Origin of the sequence: Paenibacillus oleatilyticus, from assembly GCF_018998565.1 — a bacterium.
GTDB lineage: Bacteria > Bacillota > Bacilli > Paenibacillales > NBRC-103111 > Paenibacillus_G > Paenibacillus_G oleatilyticus.
This window is the reverse complement of record NZ_JAHNZO010000004.1, coordinates 293321-313662: the sequence shown is the minus strand read 5'-3', so window position 1 is coordinate 313662 and position 20342 is coordinate 293321. Positions and strand designations below refer to the sequence as shown.

Sequence of the window (20342 nt, the reverse complement as noted above, 5' to 3'; positions counted from 1 at the left end):
ATGAAGGTATTATGGGCGCATGACCATACGTTTTACTTTAACGATTCCGGGAAATTTTTTTCCAGCGGTAAGCTGCCCTACTCGGTGTGGGAACGGTATTTGACCGTATTTGACGAAATTACGGTGGCGTCCCGGGCGAAAAAAATATCTTCGGAAACGGAAATTGCGAATAAAAGCTTATCAAGCGGCAAAAACGTGGAATTTGTCGTGCTGCCTTCCCTCAGCAATCCGGTAAACAAGCTGACGAAAAAAGGCTACATCGAGCGCGTGCTGACCGAATCGATCGCGCAATCGGATGCGGTGATCGCCCGGCTGCCCAGCGAAATCGGCTCGGAAGCGGTGGCGATCGCCAAGAAGCTCAAGAAGCCTTTTGCCGTGGAGATGGTCGCCTGCGCTTGGGATGCGCTGTGGAATTACGGCAATCTGCAAGGGAAGGCGTACGCGCCTATTGCAACGCTGAAGACGAAAGCGCAGGTAAAGGAAGCGCCGTTTGCGATTTACGTGACGAAGCAATTCTTGCAGCACCGGTATCCGAATACGAGCGGGTATACCGAAGGCTGCTCCGATGTGGAAATTCCGGAGCTGTGCCCCGAGGTCATGGAACGGCGTCTCCGCAAAATCGAGACCGGGGCGAAGCCCGTTATTCTGGGACTGATCGGCAATCTGAACGGCAAAACGAAAGGCATTGCGACGGCGCTGGAGGCGTTGGCCCGGGTGAAGCCGAAGCTGCCGGCCTTCGAGTTCCGGGTACTCGGCGGAGGCGACAAAGAGCCGTGGGAAGAGCTGGCAGCCAAATTCGGCTTGCAAGAGCACGTCCGGTTCGACGGCGTTCTGCAGAGTGGAGATGCCGTATTCGAGTGGCTGGATCAAGTGGATCTTTACTTGCAGCCGAGCTTCCAGGAAGGCTTGCCGAGAGCGACGGTCGAGGCGATGAGCCGGGGATGTCCGGTGATCGGGTCGACAGCCGGGGGCATTCCGGAGCTTATCGATCCGCGGTATCTGCATAAGCCCGGCAATGACAAGCATCTGGCCCGGCTGATCGAGCAGTATATCTCCGATACGCGCTGGATGGCCGAACAAGCGCAAGCCAACTATCGGAAAGCGGGGAACTATACGAAAAACCAGCTGGATCAGGAACGGCAGGAATTTTGGGAGAAGTTTTCTCAATTCGTAAAAGAAGGGAAGACGCAGCGATGAAAATTTTAGTCACCGGATCCGCAGGCTTTATCGGGTATCATCTATCGGCGAAGCTGCTTCAGGAAGGCTTCTCCGTGATCGGAGTAGACTGCTTAAACGACTATTACGACGTCAGGCTGAAGGAAGACCGGCTCAAGGGATTGCTCGAATATGACGCTTATGCTCATTACAACTTCGATCTGCAGGATCAAAAGTCGCTGGATGCGCTGTTCGCTTCCCATGATTTTGCAGCGGTCGTTCATCTTGCAGCCCAAGCCGGCGTGCGGTATTCCATGGTCAACCCGGGGGCGTACATCGACTCCAACATTACCGGCTTCATGCATATGCTGGAGAGCTCCCGCAAGCATCGCGTTCCGCACCTCATCTATGCTTCCTCCAGCTCGGTCTACGGGGCGAATGTGAAAATGCCGTTCTCCGTGACCGATGCAGTCAATCATCCGGTCAGCCTGTATGCAGCCACGAAAAAAGCGAACGAGCTGATGGCCCATACGTACAGCCATCTGTACGGGCTGCCGACAACGGGCTTGCGCTTCTTCACGGTGTACGGGCCTTGGGGCAGGCCGGATATGGCGTATTTCTCGTTCACCAAGGCGATTATGGAGGGCAAGCCGATCCAAGTGTTTAACGAAGGCCAGATGATGCGCGACTTCACTTACATCGACGATATCGTGCAAGGCATCGTGCGCCTGCTGTTCCGTCCTCCGGTGCACAACGACAGCTGGAACCGGATGGAGCCGGACCCATCCTCCTCGTACGCGCCCTATAAAATTTATAATATCGGCAACAACCGGCCTATTCCTCTGATGAAGTTCATTCATACGATCGAGGAATGTCTCGGCAAAGAGGCGGTGATCGAATTCAAGCCGATGCAGCCCGGCGACGTGCAGGCGACGTATGCCGATATCGACGAGCTGGCGCGCGAAGTCGGCTTCACGCCCAAGATTAGCATCGAGACCGGAATTAAGGCATTTACCAATTGGTACTGCCAATATTATCGAGAGGTAACCGTATGAAGAAGGTAGCTCATATTTGCACAAGCGCCATCTCCCATAAAATTTTGGCGGACAAGATGGCGGTGCTGCAGAAGGCGGAATATGAGGTTCATCTGATTTCGTCTCCCGACGGTTATGACGAGGAGTTCATGAAACGATACCGCCTGAAGCTCCATTTCGTGCCGATGAACCGGAAAATTCATGTTTGGGACGATCTGCGTTCGATCCTTCAGATGCGTTCGCTGCTTCGTCGCGAGCGGTTCGATATCGTTCATACGCATACGGCGAAGGCCGGACTGATCGGCCGGGTAGCCGGGTGGCTGGCCCGGACGCCGATGATCCTGCATACGAGCCACGGACTGCCGTTTTTCGACGGACAGAAATGGGTGACCAGCTTCATCTACCGCAGCCTGGAGAGGCTGGGCGCGCTGTTCTGCGACGCGCTTTCCTCGCAAAACCGCGAGGACATGGAGAAGCTGCGGGAGCTGGCGCCGGGCAAGCCCGTCTACTACGAGGGGAACGGCGTCGACTTGAACCGGCTGGACGAGTTCCGCTACCGCATCAATCAGGCCGAGCTGGACCGGGTGCGGCAGGAGGCGCTTATTCCCGAAGGAAAGAAAATCATCCTGATGGCGGCCCGGCTGGAGCCGGTAAAAGATCACGCCTTTCTGCTGGAATCGCTTCGACTGTTAAAAGACAAGCATGGGGATGACTTCTGCTGCGTCCTGGCCGGGAAAGGTCCGCTCGAAGCGGACATCCGAAGGAAGATCATGGAGCTGGGCCTCGAGGAGGACGTGAGGCTGATCGGGCATCAGAGCTATATTTATCCTTGGATCAAGCTGGCGGATATCGTCGTGCTCTCTTCCGAGAAGGAAGGAATTCCCCGCTTTCTGATGGAAGCGATGGCCTTCTCCAAGCCGGCGGTAGGCAGCGACGTTCTCGGAACAAGGGAGCTGGTGAAGCATAACGAGACCGGATACTTGGTCCCTTATAAGCAGCCCGAGCCGTTTGCCGACGCTCTGCACGAGCTGCTCGGAAGCGACGAGCTGCTGAAGCAATTCGGCAGCGAAGCGCGCAGCGTGATCGAGCGCGAATTTACGGAGCAGGCAGTCGTTGTTCGGCTGCACCGCATGTACGGAGAGATCGAGCAGAAGAAAACGGCTCGTAAACGAAAATCCGTACAGCGCATCAAGCGCGTGCTCGATTTCACCGCTGCTCTGACAGCGGTCATCGCGTTCGCTCCATTGTTCGTCCTTGTCGCGCTGCTGGTCCGCTTGAATCTGGGCTCACCGGTGCTGTTCCGGCAGCAGCGTCCCGGGCTTCACGGCAAGCCGTTCCACGTGTACAAGTTTCGCACGATGAACGACCGCAAGGACAGCAAGGGCGAACTGCTGCCGGACGCCGAACGGCTGACCACCTTCGGCAAGCTGCTGCGCAAAACAAGCATGGACGAGCTGCCTCAGCTGTTCAACGTGCTGCGCGGAGATATGAGCCTGATCGGGCCAAGACCGCTCCTGATGGAATATTTGCCGTTATATACGGAGGAGCAGCAGAAGCGGCATTGGGTCCGTCCGGGCATTACCGGCTGGGCTCAGGTGAACGGAAGAAACGCGATCTCCTGGGAAGAGAAATTCGCGCTGGACGTATGGTACACCGACCATCCGTCGCTGATGCTGGATGCGAAAATCCTATGGATGACGGTGAAAAAAGTATTCCGTGCCGACGGCGTTCAGCAGGCGGGACATGCCACGACGACCAAATTTACAGGCAACCGGAAGGCGGAGGGATTCTAGGATGAAGAAGCTCGTCCTGATCGGCGGAGGCGGTCATGGAAAGGTCGTCCTCGATGTGATGCGGGCCCAGGGAGAATATGAGCTGGCCGGGATCGGGGACGACAAGTATACGCACAGCTTTAACCAGGACGGCATCCTTCACGGGCCGGTGGCGGATATGGCGGAACTGCTGCGGGACGACGATTGCCGGCTGTTTATTGCCATCGGCAATAACCGCACCCGCCGGGCCGTCATGGAACGGCTCGGGTACCCTGAATCCCGCTATGCGGTGTTGATTCATCCGAGGGCAACGCTCGGAAGCGGGGTGACGATCGGCGGCGGTTCGGTCGTCATGCCGGGTGCGGTCATCAATCACGGCGCGCGGATCGGCGCCCAGTGCATCATCAACACCGGCGCCATCGTCGAGCACGAGAACGTTCTCGGAAGCTTTGTGCATATTTCTCCCTCCGCAGCCTTAGCCGGCGATGTCACGGTGGGAGACGGAACGCATATCGGGCTTGGCGCGAAAGTGATCGAAGGATTAACGATAGGCGGCTGGAGCACGATCGGAGCGGGAGCGGTTGCCGTCGACGACATTCCGACTCAATGCACGGCCGTAGGCGTACCCGCCAAACCAATCAAATACGCTGATCAACCGGATCAGTTTGCTCAGAGGAGGGCGTAGCTAATGTCGCCGAATCAAAGGATTTATCTGTCTCCCCCGCATATGGGGCAAGAAGAGCAGCAATGGGTGCAGCAAGCTTTCGCCACCAACTGGATCGCGCCGTTAGGGCCCAACGTCGATGTCTTTGAGAAAGAGATTGCCGGGTACGTCGGAGCCGGCGGAGCATTGGCGCTCAGTTCCGGTACGGCGGCCATTCACCTGGCTTTGCGCTTGCTTGGAGTCGGGGCCGGGGATACCGTATTCTGCTCAAGCTTAACGTTTGTCGCCAGCGTAAATCCGGTGATGTATCAAGGGGCGGAGCCGGTCTTCATCGACTCCGAGCCGGAGAGCTGGAATATGTCTCCGCAAGCGCTGGAGCGCGCGCTGTCCGAAGCCAAGCGGGCCGGGAAGCTTCCGAAGGCGGTCGTTGTCGTTAATCTGTACGGGCAAAGCGCAGATATGGACCCGCTGCTTGATTTATGCGACCAATATGGCGTACCCGTCATCGAGGATGCCGCCGAATCGCTGGGTGCGACGTATAAAGGACGGGCAAGCGGAACGCTGGGCAGGTTCGGAACCTATTCGTTCAACGGCAACAAAATCATTACCACCTCCGGCGGAGGCATGCTGGTGTCGGACGACCTCGAAGCTTTGGAGAAGGCCAGATATTGGGCGACGCAGGCCCGGGACCCCGCACCGCATTACGAGCACAGCGAGGTCGGGTTCAACTACCGGATGAGCAACGTGCTCGCCGGCATCGGCATCGGTCAGCTCCATATGCTTCCCGAGCGAATCGAGACGAGACGCGCCATCTTTGCGGCCTATGCCGAAGCGCTGGGCTCCATGGAGGGCGTCGAGTTTATGCCGGAGGCGTCCTTCGGTCAAGCGACCCGGTGGCTGACGACACTGACCGTCGACCCGCAAGTTGCGAAAACGACGTCGGGAGACATTATCCGGGCGCTCGCAGAGGCGAACATCGAGTCCAGGCCGGTGTGGAAGCCGATGCATCTGCAACCGCTGTTCCAAGGCTGCGCCTATTATCCGCATCAGGAGGGGCACAGCGTATCCGACCGGTTATTCGAGCAGGGCATTTGCCTGCCTTCCGGCTCCAGTCTGACCGAAACCGAGCAAGCGAAAGTGATTGAGATCGTCAAAACACTCGTATGCGGAGGTATGACTCATGAAATTGCGTAAAGCGATCATTCCGGCAGCGGGACTGGGAACGCGCTTCCTGCCTGCAACCAAAGCCCAGCCGAAAGAAATGCTGCCGATTGTGGACAAGCCGACGATTCAATACATCATCGAAGAGGCGATTGCCTCCGGGATCGAAGATATTCTGATTATTAGCGGACGCGGAAAGCGGGCCATCGAGGATCATTTCGACAAATCGTTTGAGCTGGAAGAGACGCTGTCGAAGAAGGGCAAGAACAAGGAGCTGGAGCAAATTCAAGCGATATCCGAGATGGCGAATATCCACTATATTCGTCAAAAAGAGCCGAAAGGTCTCGGTCACGCGATCTGGTGCGCACGCAGCTTTGTCGGCGACGAGCCATTTGCCGTTCTGCTCGGCGACGACATCGTGCAGTCCAGCGAGCCGTGCCTGAGCCAGCTCATTCGCGTCCATTCCCGGTACTCCTCCTCGGTCGTCGGCGTGCAAAAAGTGAACGACGAGGACGTGTCCAAATACGGGATCATCGCTCCCCGGGGATCATCGATCGAGCCGGAAGTATTCTTCCTGGAGACGCTGGTTGAGAAGCCGTCGAAAAAAGCAGCTCCTTCCAACTATGCGATCATGGGCCGGTACATTTTGACGCCGGACATTTTCGATATTTTGGAGAGTCTCCCGGCTGGTGCGGGCGGCGAAATCCAGCTGACGGACGCGCTCAAGCGGTTGAACGAGAAAAGGCCGGTTATCGCCTACAATTTCCAAGGAGCCCGGCATGATGTAGGGGACAAATTCGGCTTTATCAAAGCGACGCTGGACTTCGCGCTGCAGCGCGATGATCTGCGCAATGACGTGATGAACTACATCCGGACGCTGTACGAAAGCGAACCTTCATTTTACAGTAAGGTGGCGAAATAAGCGTATGCACAATATAACAGTGATTGGTACGGGATACGTCGGTCTGGTGTCGGGAACGTGCTTTGCCGAAATGGGCAACCGCATCATCTGCTGCGACGTGAACAAGGACAAAATCGCCATGCTGCAAAACGGCGAGATTCCGATCTACGAGCCGGGCTTAAAGGAGCTTGTCGCGAAGAACGTGGCGGAAAACCGCCTCTTCTTCACCTCCGAAGTCGGCGAGGCCATTGAAGATTCCGACATCATTTATATTGCGGTCGGCACGCCGATGGCGGAGAACGGCGAAGCGGATATGCGCTACGTGAAGGAAGTGGCCAAAACGATCGGCAAGCACTTGAACACGTACAAAATTATCGTCAACAAGAGTACGGTGCCGGTCGGTACGGGAGAGCTTGTGCGGACGATCGTCGCCAACAATAGGGTCAATGAGCGCATTCATTTTGACGTCGTGTCCAACCCCGAATTTCTGCGCGAGGGCTCGGCGATTGCGGATTGCATGAACATGGATCGGGCGGTAATCGGGGCGACGAGCGACAAGGCCGCCAAGGTCATTGCGAAGCTGCACGAACCGCTGCAGACGAAAATTTTCATTACGGACCTGCAAAGCGCCGAGATGATCAAATATGCGGCCAACGCCTTTCTGGCCACGAAAATTTCGTTTATCAACGCCATCGCCAATCTGTGCGAGAAGGTCGGGGCCGACGTGACCCAAGTATCGGAAGGCATGGGGATGGACAGCCGGATCGGCGCAAAATTTTTGCAGGCCGGTATCGGTTACGGCGGCTCCTGCTTTCCGAAGGATACGTTTGCGCTCGCCCATATGGCCGATCAGGCCGGGTATGATTTTACGCTGCTGAAATCCGTCATCGCGACCAACGAGGCACAGCCGTACGTGATGCTGAAGAAGCTGCAGGATTTGTTCGGCGATTATGCCGGAAGGCGGATTGCGGTGCTCGGGCTCGCTTTTAAACCGAATACCGACGATATGCGCTGCGCTCCGTCGCTTGTTATTATCGACGAGCTGGTGAAAAAAGGCGCGATCGTGCAAGCGTACGATCCGATCGCCATTCCGAACGCCCGGGCGCTGCTGCCTGCCGAGGTGACCTATTGCGACAGCGTCGAGGCGGCGGTGACGGATTGCGACGTCTGCCTGATTTTAACCGAATGGGATGAAATTGCGGGCATGGATCTGGCTTCCGTTCGCAAGCTGCTGAAATATCCGTTCCTGATCGACGGGCGCAATTGTTTCTCTTTGCAGGAAATGTACGAACACGGCTTTGTTTACCATTCGGTTGGCAGGCCGGCAGTATTGACGGCTAGGAGTGAATCCCATCCGGTCAATTACTAAGCTCCTTACCCTAGTTCCTGTGTTGCTGTGGACGCTGCTTATTTTCAACTTCTCTTCCCAGTCCTACCATGAGCAGAGTATACAGCCAATTTTACATAAATGGTTCACGAAGGAGGGGATGCTTAGCGTCGTACCTGAAATGACCATTCACTATCATCATTCTACGATTGAAGCCAGGAAGCAGCCGTTTGAATTTGTCGAGTTTTTGTTTCGAAAAGGTGCGCATTTGTTCATGTACGCGATGCTGGCGGTTTGTGCTTTGTTCGCGTTGATTCAAGCCCGATGGAAGCTTGGCTTCAAGATGCTGCTTGCGATCATTTATGTGATTGGCATAGCTTCGGCGGATGAATGGAATCAAGCGAGAAGTGGGGAGCGTACCAGCGCAATGCAGGATATTGTATTGGATTCATTCGGCGGATTCCTTGGCTTAGTGGTTCTTATCCTATGCCTGGCGGTGTTCTGCAAAATCAGACGGAACATGACGCTGCGAAGAGGGGAGGTTCCATGAAGGCGAGAATGAAAAAGGCTTTAGTAGTCGGGACGGCGGTTGTATTGCTGCTGCTTGCCGGCGGGTATTGGGCGCTTCATATGGTGCAGGAACGGATGATGGCGGCTCTTGCAAGTCTGGCGGAAGAAGCGCCGGCGGGGAAGCGGCCGGTGAACGGTCCGGAGAAGCGGACGGAACCGGCACTCCAGGTTTCAGCCTCCGGGCAGCTTCCGGTATCGCAGCAAAAGCCGGGGGACGCCCCGAAGTCCGCCTCCGGGCAGGACGCCGTCCGTGCTGAGCCTGGCGAATCCCCGGCATCGTCGGGGAAAGCGGAGCAGGCTCGGACGCCGGCACAGGCCCCGGCCACGGTTCCGCAGGCAGCCGACAAGCCGTCCGACCTGAAGTCGGGCAGCAGCACAGGCTATAAGGCGGAAATATCCGCAGGGAAGGCGAAGGAAGTGCAAGATCAAATTTCGCTGGCCGAGCAAGTCAAAATCACAACCGTGCTGCTTAAAAAGCTAGATGGAAATAATTTAAAACAATTACAAAATATGTTTGACAAAGGCGTTTCCTTGGAGGAAAAAAGGAAGGCCAAGGCCATGATCTTGGAAAAGCTCTCGGAAGAGGAATACGACGAGCTGATTGCGATTGCTTCGAAATACGGTTTAAGCAAGGGCAAAAGCTACGAGGAATCTCTTCGGGAGAAAAAATGAGCTCTGCATAACTTTATAAACCTAAAGGAGAGAAAGCTATGAACAAAAGGAAAACCTTGTCAAAGTTTCTTGCGGTCGTGATCGCGGCAGCTTTGACGACACCGGTACTGTCTGCGCCGAAAGCCGAAGCGGCATCGCTTACGTTCGAGAATCAGTCGCCGCTGGTTAACTTCAACGGACCTACCGTTGTCAATCTGAACGTGTTCCTCGGAGAACAGTTCAATCTGGACAAATGGTTCGAGACGAATTTTGGCAACTGGGGCGCTCCAAAACCGCCAAAGAAAGATAAGGAACAGGAAAGACTGGAGAAAGAAAAGCAGGAGAGAGAGAAGCAGGAGAAGGAAAGACTGGAGAAGGAAAAGCAGGAGAGAGAAAAGCTCGAAAAGGAGCGGTTAGAGAAAGAGAAGCAAGAGAAAGAAAAGCAGGAGAAAGAGCGGCTAGAGAAGGAAAAGCAGGAAAAAGAAAAGCAAGAGAAGGAAAAACAGGAGAAAGAGAAGCAAGAAAAAGAAAAGCAGGATAAGGAAAACGGTAAAGGCAATGGTAATGGCAAAGGCAATGGAAACGGTAACGGTAACGGTAACGGTAATGGCAACGGAAACGGTAATGGCAACGATAAGGAGAAGGATAAAGAGTACAAGGAAATCACGAAAAATGCGACTCAGCAGCTCATCCATCTCCGCAATGAAAGCAAACAGGAATTGATGGGGATCGCTCTTCAGGCAGCAGCGGCAAGCAGTTCCAAGGAAAGAGCGAGGCTTTATCGGCAGGGAGAAAGCAAGTTTAACGAAAAATCAGCTCAGTTCAACGCCATTATCGACAGGGTAAGAAGCGAGCTGGAGTCTAAAGGCTTCAGCACGGATATCATCAACGAATATCAAGACGAGTTTAACCAAGAAGTTCAAATGGGACAAAGCCTGCTGCAAAATCTCGTAAAATAACTATCGGGAACCGGCGATTGCCTTCGGGCGTCGCCGGTTTTTTTCTGCCTCCGACCGGAAAACAGCCGCATTTTAGGTATGAAATGTCAGCGGAAACCGCAAAATACAAGTAGCTTACGATAAGGAGGGAATTCGAATGAGCCAAGTGAATGATCATGCAGGCAACGCCGAGCTGGAGGATCTGGGCACTCATGCGGCTGGCGCTACCGACCTGCACCAGACACGGACGACCGATCAGGCGGTACAGATCGATCCGCCGGTTGCCGGAAGCCCGGGGCCGATTGACCGCCGCGAGGAACGGTTCGACGTGAAGAAGATCGAAGATTCCGTTTAACCCGGCGGCCAGAAATAGGGAGGGAAAGAACGAAGAACAGCGTACCGGAACGAGCCGGGCCTGTTCTTTTTGCGTTATTCCTCGTCGGCAAAAAGCTCTCTAAGCATGCGTTCCCGGTTATGCAGAAATTGCTTCATAATGATATAATGATCGGTTTCTTCCACATTTATGTGCTCGATTCCATCCGGCGTTAAATAATAAGCGAGCGCGTCCGGATAGCCCATCAGAATGGGCGAATGCGTCGAGATGATGAACTGCGAGTTCTTTTTGACCAGCGCGTGGATGCGGGCGAGCATGGACATTTGCTTCAAGGGAGACAATGCCGCTTCCGGCTCGTCCAGAATATACACCCCATTGCCCCCGAAACGGTGAAGGAAAGCCGCAAAAAACGATTCGCCGTGCGACTGCTCGTGCAGTGACTTGCCCCCGTACCAGTCGATGATTCGACCTCCGCCCAATGGCTCGCTATCCAACTGATCGATATTGGTCGCCAGGTTGTAGTAGGTTTCCGCCCGGAAGAAGAAACCGTCCCTCGGCTTGCCGATCCCGCGCACCAGACGGATATACTGGTGCAGCTCCGAGTGGGATTCGTGTGTCGCGAAATTGAAGTTCAGGCTGCCGCCTTCGGGATTGAAGCCCCAGGCAACGGCGATGGCTTCGAGCAGCGTGGACTTGCCCATGCCGTTCTCGCCGATGATGTAGGTGACCTTGGGATGGAAGCGCAAGGTGGTTAACCGGCGCAAAGCCGGGAGGTGAAACGGATATTTGGCGAAAGACGGCACCTTCTCCCGCAGCAGCTCCATACTTCTCACGAACGGATCTTTATCGTATATCCCCATAAGATCATGCCTCCTTCCGGCTTGTTCGTTGACTCTATTATACAGAAAAGCCGGCTGCCGCGTTACTATCGTAAGCTTTGGAGGATACCGGTTCAACGAACCGGCCTCGTTGGGTAGCATGATTGTCTGGAACAAACCGTCGATTCGACGCGTCCAATAAGACGTGAGCAGATCGAGCGGAAACGGAGTGTGAGCTTAGGGATGGCGAATCGGTCAAAAAAAGGGTTACGGCTGGCAATAGGATTGGGCCTGCTGTTAGTGATTATCGCCGGAGGCGGGCTGTGGTGCTACAGCCATTACAAGAGCACCGCCATGCCGGGGGAAATGAAGCCGCTGCAGCAAGTAAGCTTCGTCTCTCAGATCAAAGAAGCCTATGATGTCATCGTGACCGGCACCGATCCGGAAGGCGTGGCGGCCGCCGTCTCGGCGGCGCGCAACGGCCTGTCCGTGCTGCTCGTTGACGGGCGGAACCGTGAGATTCTTGGCGGCTTGATGACGCTTGGCTGGTTGAACAGTCTGGATAACAATTATTCTCCCGAGTCTTCGCTTGTTCCGGGCAAGCATAATTTTTTGAACAAAGGGATATTCCAGGAATGGTACGACCGCATCGAAGGTACGTCATTTGATGTTGTCACAGCCGCCAATGCGTTCTACGAGCTGGTCCGACAAGAGCCGAACATCGATCTTCTCATGAAGGTGAAGACGATGGAGCCGATTGTAACCGTCGGTCTGGACGGCATGCGCAAGGTTACCGGCGTGCAGGTGATCCGGCAGGACGGCAGTCGGCATAATGTGAAGGCCAAAGCCGTGATCGACGCGACGCAGGATGCGGACATTGCCGCGGCCGCAGGCGTAGCGTTCACGATAGGGAGAGAGGACATCGGCGATCCGAAATCCCAGATGGCGGTCACGCTTGTTTTTAAGCTGAGGGGCGTTACGCAGGAGGTATGGGAAGCGTTCGGCAGGCACAAGAATACCGGTATTGACCGGATGAGCGGATGGGGGTTCCCCGAAATGTGGGAGTATCCATCGAGCAACAAAGACAAGGTTCGCATGCGTGGCCTCAATATCGGGAGACAAAATGACGGGACGATTCTTATCAACGCGCTGCAAATTTTCGGCATTCATCCGCTGGACCCCGATTCGGTTGAAGAAGCTTTTGAAATCGGAAAGAAAGAAATTCCGCTTGTGGTCGATTATATGAAGAAAAATTTCAAAGAGTTCGCCGATCTCGAACTCGCCGGAACGGCGCCGGAGCTGTACGTGCGGGAAACCCGGCATATGAAGGGCCAATACCGTCTGACCATGACCGATGTGCTCGATAACCGCGATCAATGGGATCGCATCGCTTTCGGCTCGTATAAAGTCGATATCCAGAGCACGAACTACCAAGACCGCGGTGCCATCATGATGAATCCGGCGCAGTATGCGATTCCGTTCCGCAGCATTTTGCCCCGTGAGGTGAACGGACTGCTGGTTGTGGGCCGTTCGGCCAGCTTCGATACGTTGCCCCACGGCAGCGCGCGCGTCATCCCTGTTGGCATGGCGACGGGACAGGCGGCCGGAGCCGCGGCCAAGCTGGCAATAGACAAGGGGCTTTCGTTCCGCGAACTCTCCGAGTCCAAGCAGGACATCGCAGCATTGCAAGAAAGGCTGAACAAGCAGGGGATGGAGCTGAAGCCGATTCGCATCCAGCCTCCCGCTTATACGAAGCATAAAGCCTATGCCGGGCTGAAAGCAGCGGTGAGCATGAATTTGACTGTCGGCGGAGACAAAAACGAAGGCTTTGACCTGGACGGCTCCTCGAACGCGCAGCGGTTCGTCTATCAGCTGAACGGCGTAGGGAGAGTGCATGCGGCCTATTTTAAAGGAAATGCCGCCGATTCACTTCAGGGGATGAGCAATCCTGCTGAAGCGCCGCTTACGTTGGAGCAAGCGGCGGCTACCCTCGGCTCGGCCATGGGCTTACCTCAGAATACGCGGACGACCATGCAGGAGCTGCTCGACCGGGGAGTGGTGAAGCAGGATACGGTATCGGCCATCCGGGACCCGAAGCGGCTTACAAATGGGGAAGCCTACATGCTGATCCGCGATGTGGTCGCGAACTATGCGGGCAAAACATACGATTAATATATGTAGGAATTAATATATGTAGGAACTGAAAAAAGCAGCCGTCCCGTTTTAAAGGGAGACGACTGCTTTTTTCGTTTGGATGAGAATCAAGCTTGATTATGGATTAAGTACGTATACTTGCACATTCTGCTTACCGAAGAGCTTTGCTTGAGCGCGGCTTTCGGGAAGGAATATGTCGATCCTGTTGCCTCTTATCGCGCCTCCGGTATCCGTCGCTGTGGCATACAGGCCGTTAGCGGGCAAGCCCATATAGGAGTAGCCTTTGATCAATACCTTGGAACCGAGCGGAATGACCGAAGGATCCACGGCGATCGTTCCGAGCCTCAGGGGATTGCCCATATAATCGACGGCGCCATAGCCGCCGTTCTCCTCGGGAGAAGCGGTGTAGGCTGTCGCATTGACTTCGATCATTTTGCTGTAAGCCGGTGCGGGCGCTTGGGAAGCGGCCAGAACGGCTGCGCTCGGGCGATACCAAGCGGGAGCGTGATAGTTGCCGTCGGCGCCAAGTATCGCGATGCGGTTTTGGTTGTCCCATTGCGTCTGGATGTCGAACGAATCCGAGATCAGCCGGACCGGCACATAGACGCGGCCGTCGACGATTTCCGCGGCGCTTTCGACCTTCTCATGCTGCCCGTTGACCGTCACCGACTTATTCCCGGTTTGCAGCGAAAGGCTGTTTTTATTGTCTTTGATTGTAATTTTGATTTCGGAACCGGCAGGCTCCCAATTCAGCTGGTAGCCGAGTTTGTCCGCGACGACGCGCGCCGGAACCTGAAGCTTGTGATTCTCATCCACAAAAGGCTGGGCATCCGGAAACTGCACCAGCTTGTCGTTCACCTGAACCTTGATATCCTCCGACAGACGCACCGGTTCATCGGCATAGGCAGCCGGAGCGCAGACGGGCAGAATTGCGGGCAGTGTGAACAGGCATGCAAGAAGCACGCTTTTTAAACCGAACTTCATATTCTGTTTTCCCTCCTGTAAGCCTCCGAGGTTAGTTGTCGGGTTCGGGAAGAGGTATGCTCCCTAGCCTTCGAACCTTGCGGTTCTGCGGCATTCACCCCATGTATTGCGTCCCCCGTACGTACACAAAATTTGCTGTGCGATTCGGCTTTTAAGAATTTACCACAGGCTTGTTACCGTTATCAATACATAAAATCATCCAGTAGCTGCCGGAAAATAGCAGAAGCTTTTTCCTCCCGGGTAGGAATGCGGTACAATAAAAGAGTGTTCGGGGGCATCAGCTGATTTGGGACGGTCATGGTCCCGAGAGAGGAGCAGCGCCATGTATAAGCGGGATTATATTTTACGGATGATCGAACAGGCGGCGGAAATGCTGCATAAAGTGATGTTTCGCCGGCAGAACCAACAGCTGCGGGAAGCGATGGAGCTGTTGAACCAGGCGATGCGGCAGCTACTGGGCGTTGGCTCGAAGCTGATCCATGCGCTGTCGGTCAAAGATCTGCTGGCTCTGCTATCCAAAGACGGCGAGGTCGATCAAGGGAAAGTGCTTGCATGCGGGGATATGCTCAACGCCGAGGCGGTTTTGTACGCGGACTCGGGAGATGAGGCGGCTGCCAGAGCGGCGGGGGCCAAATCGCTGGAGCTTCTGCTGACGGCCAGAGAGCTGGATGCGCGCGAAGAGCTGCGCGAGGAATTCGCAGACCGGATCGAGTCCGCGCTTGCCCTGGTTGGACGGGCTCCTATGTCTGCAAGCCTGCTGAAGGTGCTTATCCCATATTACGAAGCTGGCGGCCAATACGGTCGGGCGGAAGATGCGCTTTTCCATTTGCTGGACGAGCTGGAACGTTCGCAGGAAACGGGGGAGCGGCTTGAACAGCTCGGTGTAGGCATCCGGATGTACGAACGATGGCTGGGCCTGGATGCGGAGGCGCTGGCGCGGGGCAATTTGTCGAAAGAAGAAGTGGAAGACGGGCTGAACGAGCTGATTCGCATAAAAAAGGGCATTTTGGAGCAAGGATAAGCCGTACGCTTTTTTGTGCGAAAATGCGAACTATTTCTGTTTTGAACAAAATAATGTTCGTCTTTTGGAGTTGACATGCGGTGTTAAAGACTGTTAAACTAAAGAGGATGAAAGCCTTAAAAAAGTCGAATAGTCTCGTATAATGTCGGGAATATGGCCCGAAAGTTTCTACCCGAAAACCTTAAATTTTTGGACTACGAGTGAGCGAAGTTTCAGGGGTCGGCATAAGCATGCCAGACCTTAGCTTGCGCTTGTGGAGTATTCTTGTCGTCCTGCCGATAGACTGCGCTTGTCAGTACTATCCAATGGGCGTTTTGTTTTTTTTGCTTCTATAATATAGGGTCAAACATCGATGCGACCGACACGGAGGTTACCAATGTCTGTTCTTGTTGGAGTCATTATGGGCAGCCAGTCCGACTGGGAAACGATGAAGCATGCTTGTGACGTGCTGGACGAGCTCGAAGTGCCTTATGAAAAGAAAGTCGTCTCCGCTCACCGGACGCCCGACCTGATGTTCGAATATGCGGCAGCGGCGGCGGACCGCGGATTGAAGGTCATTATTGCGGGAGCGGGCGGCGCGGCGCATTTGCCGGGCATGGTGGCGGCGAAGACGGTATTGCCGGTAATCGGCGTGCCGGTGAAGTCATCGACGCTGAACGGCCTTGATTCGCTGCTGTCCATCGTTCAGATGCCGGGCGGTATTCCGGTCGGCACCGTGGCGATCGGCAATGCCGGAGCGACGAATGCGGGACTATTGGCCGCTCAAATGCTCGGAGCCTTCGATCCGGCGCTGCAGCGCAAAGTTGCGGAGCGCCGCGAAAAAATCGCGCAAACTGTGATCGAAAAGAGCGTGCTGGAATGACGCGGCAGACAGAACAAAACCGAACGTATGATCCATCGAAAGTGTTGCCCCCCGGCGCTGCGATCGGCGTGCTTGGAGGCGGACAGCTCGGACGGATGATGGCTTTGGCCGGAAGCGCCATGGGCTACCGGTTCGTGACGCTGGACCCGACGCCGGACTCGCCTTGCGGCCAAGTGGCCGAACGGCAAATCGTCGCGCCTTATCATGATGTCGATGCCGCCCGGCAGCTTGCGGAGCTGGCCGACGTCATCACGTACGAGTTCGAGAACGTGGACGCCGATGTGACCAAGCTGCTGATGGCCGAGTCGTACGTGCCGCAGGGCAGCAAGCTGTTGTACACGACACAGCATCGGCTGCGCGAGAAGCGGGCGATTGAAGCCGCAGCTGTGAAGGTCGCGCCGTATGCCGAAATCGGCAGCGTGGAAGAGCTGCACGAAGCGGTCCGCCGCTTCGGCACGCCGTGCGTGCTGAAGACGGCGACGGGCGGATACGACGGCAAAGGGCAATGGGTGATCCGCTCGCTGGACGAAGTGCAGGAGGCGTACGATACGTTAAGCCGGGCCCGGACGGAGATGGTGCTGGAGCAGTTCGTTCATTTCACGAAGGAGCTGTCGGTCATTGCGGCTCGCAGTCCGCGCGGGGAGGTTAAAGCTTTTCCCGCCGCGGAAAATGTGCATGTGAACAACATTCTGCATTTGTCCATCGTACCGGCGAGAGTGCCGGAAGAGGTGCAGCGGGAGGCGGAACGGATGGCACTGCGGATTGCCGAGGAGTTGGATGTGATCGGCCTCATCGCCGTCGAGCTGTTCCTTACGGCGGATGGCGAGCTGTATGTCAACGAGCTGGCGCCGCGTCCGCATAACTCCGGCCACTATACGATGGAGGCGTGCCGGACTTCGCAGTTCGAGCAGCATGTGCGGGCAATCGCGAACCTGCCCCTTGGAGATCCCGCGCTGATGACGCCGGTCGTCATGGTCAATGTGCTGGGCGAACACGTGCAGCCGCTGCTGGACTGGATCGTCCGGCCGGAAGCGGAGCAGGTGCCGGGCGTGACGGCGAAGGTGCATTTGTACGGAAAGCAGGAAGCCAAGGCCGGCCGCAAAATGGGCCATGTGAATTTGCTCGCGGCCTCGCATGAGGCGGCATTCGATTGGATAGAGGCTTCAAAAATATGGGACGCTATATAAATAAGAACGTTTCGATTGATTGTTTTTTATGACTCGGTGAAAAAAAGCGGATGGAGCGGATCGTTCTGGAGAAGCGTAGCGTTCGCCTTTGTCCCTGGATTCTAACAACTTAATGGGTTATATCATCAAAGAATCCGGGGACAACAGCGATCGGAAGAACGATCCGCTCGCGCAGCGACCTATGTTCATCAGTTATCTTAAGGAAACGGATAAAAGCGGAGGATGGAGAAACCATGATCGAACGTTATACGAGACCCGAGATGGGCGGCATTTGGACGGAAGAAAACAAATTTAAAGCATGGCTCGAAGTCGAGATTCTTTCCTGCGAAGCGTGGGCGGAGCTGGGCGTGATCCCGAAGGAAGATGTCGTCGAGCTGCGCAAAAACGCAGGCTTCAACATCGACCGCATCTACGAAATCGAGCAGGAGACGCGCCACGATGTGATTGCCTTCACCCGTGCGGTATCCGAGACGCTCGGACCGGAGCGGAAATGGGTGCACTACGGCTTGACTTCCACGGATGTAGTCGATACGGCGCTCGGTTACTTGCTCAAGCAGGCCAACACGATTCTGGAGAAGGACCTGCTGAACTTCATCGAGATTTTGAAGGACAAAGCGGTCGCTTATAAAGATACGGCGATGATGGGACGGACGCACGGCGTGCATGCCGAGCCGACGACGTTCGGGCTGAAAATGGCGCTGTGGTACGAGGAAATGAAGCGGAATCTGGAGCGTTTCCGTTTTGCGGCGGATGGCGTGCAGTTCGGCAAAATTTCCGGCGCGGTCGGCACGTACGCGAACATCGATCCGTTCGTCGAGGAATATGTGTGCGGCAAGCTCGGTACGAAGCCGGCGCCGATCTCCACGCAGACGCTGCAGCGCGACCGTCACGCGGAGTACATGGCGACGCTGGCGCTGATCGCGACCTCGCTCGACAAATTCGCGACGGAAATCCGTGCGCTGCAGAAGAGCGAATTCCGCGAGGTGGAGGAGCCGTTCGCCAAGGGGCAAAAAGGTTCGTCCGCCATGCCGCACAAGCGCAATCCGATCGGCTGCGAAAGCATCTCCGGACTAGCGCGGGTCATCCGTGGCCATATGGTTTCCGCTTACGAGAACGTGACGCTGTGGCATGAGCGCGATATTTCGCACTCCTCGGTCGAGCGGATCATTTTGCCGGATGCGACGATTCTCCTCAACTATATGCTGAACCGCCTGGGCAACATCGTGAAGAACCTGACGGTGTTCCCGGAAAACATGAAGCGCAACATGCAAAGCACGTACGGCGTGCCGTTCTCCGGCCGCGTCATGACGAAGCTGATCGACAAAGGCTTCAGCCGCGAGCAAGCATACGATACGGTGCAACCGCGCGCGATGCAGGCGTGGGAAGAGCAGCGCTCGTTCCGTGACATTATCGAGAACACGCCGGCGATCCGGGAGCATCTGAGCCTGGAAGAGATCGAGGACGCGTTCAATCCGAGCTGGCATTTAAAGCATGTCGATACGATTTTCAAGCGTCTTGGCTTGAGCTGATCTAAACGGGGGAGGCCTGACGAAGCGATGAGTGGAACGACGACAACGGCCATTTCGAGCGCCGAGCCTTACGTGAAGGCGCCACTGCTCTACAAAGGCAAGGTCCGGGAGCTGTACGATCTCGGTGAGCACTACCTGATCGCGGTCACCGACCGCATCTCCGCGTTCGACTGGGTGCTGAGCCCGGCGGTGCCCGACAAAGGCAACGTGCTGAATTCGCTCAGCCGCTTCTGGTTCGAGCAGACGGCAGGCATCCAGCCGAATCATCTGGTGCATGCCGACGTGGACCGGCTCGGGGAGCTGGTCACGGACCGCGAAATCATGAAGGATCGGTTCATGGTCACGAAAAAGGCGCAGCGGATCGACATCGAATGCGTCGTGCGCGGCTACATTACCGGCGGCGGCTGGCGGCAGTACCAGCAAACCGGTGAAGTGAACGGGCACAAGCTGCCGGCAGGCATGCGCAAAAACGAGCGGTTTCCGCAGCCGATTTTCACGCCTGCGGCGAAGAACGACGTCGGCCACGACGAGGACATCTCGATCGAGCGGATGACCGAGCTGGCCGGCGCGGAGCTGACGCAGCAGCTTCAGGAGAAAAGCATCCGGCTGTATGAGTTTGCGCGGGAGTTTTGCGAGGCGCGCGGCATCATTTTGGCGGATACGAAGTTCGAATTCGGTCTGATCGACGGCGAAATCATCTTGATTGACGAAATTTTCACGCCGGATTCCTCCCGCTTCTGGGACAAAAGCAAGTACGAGCTCGACATCGAGATCGACGGCATGGATAAAGAGCCGGTCCGGACGTATTTGTCCGGCACCGATTGGGACAAAAACAGCGAGCCGGACCCGCTGCCGCCGCATGTGGTGGAGGAGACTTCCCGGCGTTACCGCGATATCTACAACCGTTTGGTGCAAGGGTAAACTGGCTTGCCGGGGCGGTAAAGCAGCCGCTCCGCGGATAACGCGCTTCAGGATAGGCCCAAAATGATTAACTTAATGTGGGAGGTACTTTTCCTAATGTTCAAAGCAACGGTATACGTAACGATCAAACAAAGCGTTCTGGATGTGCAAGGAACCGCCGTACAGGGCGCGCTCCACTCGATGGGCTTCGATGAAGTGGAGAAGGTGAGAATCGGCAAATATTTGGAAGTGGAACTGAACACAAACGACCGGGCTGCGGCGGAAGAGCGGTTGAAAGCGATGTGCGAAAAGCTGCTCGCGAACACCGTCATCGAGGATTACCGTTTCGAGCTGGTACAGGGTTAATCAAAAGGAGGCGC

The 20342-nt window shown here is 55.7% G+C and carries 20 protein-coding genes and 2 riboswitches; of the genes, 18 read left to right on the top strand and 2 right to left on the bottom strand.

What is annotated here, in order from left to right:
- The 11 genes from KQX66_RS07770 (at position 1) to KQX66_RS07720 (ending at position 10528) form a co-directional block, all read left to right on the top strand.
- Positions 1 to 1197 (top strand): glycosyltransferase family 4 protein, encoded by a 1197-nt coding sequence (locus KQX66_RS07770; RefSeq protein ID WP_216791670.1) that lies wholly within the window; start codon positions 1 to 3, stop codon positions 1195 to 1197.
- Positions 1194 to 2210, top strand: a complete 1017-nt coding sequence (locus KQX66_RS07765) for an NAD-dependent epimerase (RefSeq protein ID WP_216791668.1) — start codon at positions 1194 to 1196, stop codon at positions 2208 to 2210. Before KQX66_RS07770 ends, KQX66_RS07765 begins: the two co-directional genes overlap by 4 nt.
- A complete protein-coding gene (locus KQX66_RS37985) occupies positions 2207 to 3982 on the top strand; it encodes a sugar transferase (protein ID WP_216791666.1) in 1776 nt (591 codons plus the stop codon). The genes KQX66_RS07765 and KQX66_RS37985 overlap by 4 nt, the downstream gene beginning before the upstream one ends.
- 1 nt (position 3983) lies before the next feature.
- On the top strand, positions 3984 to 4646 hold the full coding sequence (locus KQX66_RS07755; RefSeq protein ID WP_216791664.1) for an acetyltransferase: 663 nt from the start codon (positions 3984 to 3986) through the stop codon (positions 4644 to 4646).
- 3 nt (positions 4647 to 4649) lie between these two features.
- The gene (locus KQX66_RS07750; RefSeq protein WP_216791661.1) at positions 4650 to 5819 is read left to right on the top strand and encodes a DegT/DnrJ/EryC1/StrS family aminotransferase; all 1170 of its coding nucleotides are present in this window, start codon (positions 4650 to 4652) and stop codon (positions 5817 to 5819) included.
- Complete coding sequence (gene galU / locus KQX66_RS07745) at positions 5806 to 6708, top strand: UTP--glucose-1-phosphate uridylyltransferase GalU (RefSeq protein WP_010497664.1); 903 nt, start codon at positions 5806 to 5808, stop codon at positions 6706 to 6708. Before KQX66_RS07750 ends, galU begins: the two co-directional genes overlap by 14 nt.
- A gap of 4 nt (positions 6709 to 6712) precedes the next feature.
- Positions 6713 to 8056: a UDP-glucose 6-dehydrogenase TuaD gene (tuaD, locus tag KQX66_RS07740; RefSeq protein WP_216791659.1), complete on the top strand. Its 1344-nt coding sequence runs from the start codon at positions 6713 to 6715 to the stop codon at positions 8054 to 8056.
- Positions 8031 to 8564 (top strand): VanZ family protein, encoded by a 534-nt coding sequence (locus tag KQX66_RS07735; protein ID WP_216791656.1) that lies wholly within the window; start codon positions 8031 to 8033, stop codon positions 8562 to 8564. The genes tuaD and KQX66_RS07735 overlap by 26 nt, the downstream gene beginning before the upstream one ends.
- Entirely contained in the window at positions 8561 to 9256 is a 696-nt protein-coding gene (locus tag KQX66_RS07730; protein WP_216791653.1) for a hypothetical protein, read from the top strand. The genes KQX66_RS07735 and KQX66_RS07730 overlap by 4 nt, the downstream gene beginning before the upstream one ends.
- A gap of 38 nt (positions 9257 to 9294) precedes the next feature.
- Positions 9295 to 10194, top strand: a complete 900-nt coding sequence (locus KQX66_RS07725; protein WP_216791651.1) for a hypothetical protein — start codon at positions 9295 to 9297, stop codon at positions 10192 to 10194.
- A gap of 136 nt (positions 10195 to 10330) precedes the next feature.
- The gene (locus KQX66_RS07720) at positions 10331 to 10528 is read left to right on the top strand and encodes a hypothetical protein (RefSeq protein ID WP_216791649.1); all 198 of its coding nucleotides are present in this window, start codon (positions 10331 to 10333) and stop codon (positions 10526 to 10528) included.
- A 74-nt stretch (positions 10529 to 10602) separates the two neighbouring features.
- On the opposite strand, the gene KQX66_RS07715 is transcribed toward KQX66_RS07720, so the two are convergent.
- A complete protein-coding gene (locus tag KQX66_RS07715) occupies positions 10603 to 11367 on the bottom strand; it encodes an AAA family ATPase (RefSeq protein WP_216791647.1) in 765 nt (254 codons plus the stop codon).
- A gap of 201 nt (positions 11368 to 11568) precedes the next feature.
- Here KQX66_RS07715 and KQX66_RS07710 point away from each other — a divergent pair, with 201 nt between their 5' ends.
- Positions 11569 to 13497, top strand: coding sequence for an FAD-dependent oxidoreductase (locus tag KQX66_RS07710; RefSeq protein WP_216791645.1), 1929 nt, complete (start codon positions 11569 to 11571; stop codon positions 13495 to 13497).
- 99 nt (positions 13498 to 13596) lie between these two features.
- Here KQX66_RS07710 and KQX66_RS07705 read toward each other — a convergent pair whose 3' ends face one another.
- Positions 13597 to 14463, bottom strand: coding sequence for a stalk domain-containing protein (locus KQX66_RS07705; protein WP_216791642.1), 867 nt, complete (start codon positions 14461 to 14463; stop codon positions 13597 to 13599).
- Between the two features lie 5 nt (positions 14464 to 14468).
- Positions 14469 to 14623: riboswitch (cyclic di-AMP (ydaO/yuaA leader) on the bottom strand.
- A 162-nt stretch (positions 14624 to 14785) separates the two neighbouring features.
- Between KQX66_RS07705 and KQX66_RS07700 the strand changes: the two genes are divergently transcribed.
- The 6 genes from KQX66_RS07700 to purS all read left to right on the top strand — a co-directional run bounded on the left by KQX66_RS07700 (position 14786) and on the right by purS (position 20328).
- Positions 14786 to 15484, top strand: a complete 699-nt coding sequence (locus tag KQX66_RS07700) for a DUF6483 family protein (RefSeq protein ID WP_216791639.1) — start codon at positions 14786 to 14788, stop codon at positions 15482 to 15484.
- A 115-nt stretch (positions 15485 to 15599) separates the two neighbouring features.
- A riboswitch (purine riboswitch) is annotated at positions 15600 to 15701 on the top strand.
- A gap of 159 nt (positions 15702 to 15860) precedes the next feature.
- Positions 15861 to 16346, top strand: a complete 486-nt coding sequence (gene purE / locus KQX66_RS07695) for a 5-(carboxyamino)imidazole ribonucleotide mutase (protein WP_216791636.1) — start codon at positions 15861 to 15863, stop codon at positions 16344 to 16346.
- Positions 16343 to 17533: a 5-(carboxyamino)imidazole ribonucleotide synthase gene (purK, locus tag KQX66_RS07690; RefSeq protein WP_216791633.1), complete on the top strand. Its 1191-nt coding sequence runs from the start codon at positions 16343 to 16345 to the stop codon at positions 17531 to 17533. The genes purE and purK overlap by 4 nt, the downstream gene beginning before the upstream one ends.
- Before the next feature lie 233 nt (positions 17534 to 17766).
- Entirely contained in the window at positions 17767 to 19062 is a 1296-nt protein-coding gene (gene purB / locus KQX66_RS07685; RefSeq protein ID WP_216791631.1) for an adenylosuccinate lyase, read from the top strand.
- A 27-nt stretch (positions 19063 to 19089) separates the two neighbouring features.
- On the top strand, positions 19090 to 19983 hold the full coding sequence (locus tag KQX66_RS07680; RefSeq protein WP_216791629.1) for a phosphoribosylaminoimidazolesuccinocarboxamide synthase: 894 nt from the start codon (positions 19090 to 19092) through the stop codon (positions 19981 to 19983).
- A gap of 96 nt (positions 19984 to 20079) precedes the next feature.
- Positions 20080 to 20328, top strand: coding sequence for a phosphoribosylformylglycinamidine synthase subunit PurS (gene purS, locus KQX66_RS07675; RefSeq protein WP_025845489.1), 249 nt, complete (start codon positions 20080 to 20082; stop codon positions 20326 to 20328).
- Positions 20329 to 20342 lie beyond the last annotated feature (14 nt).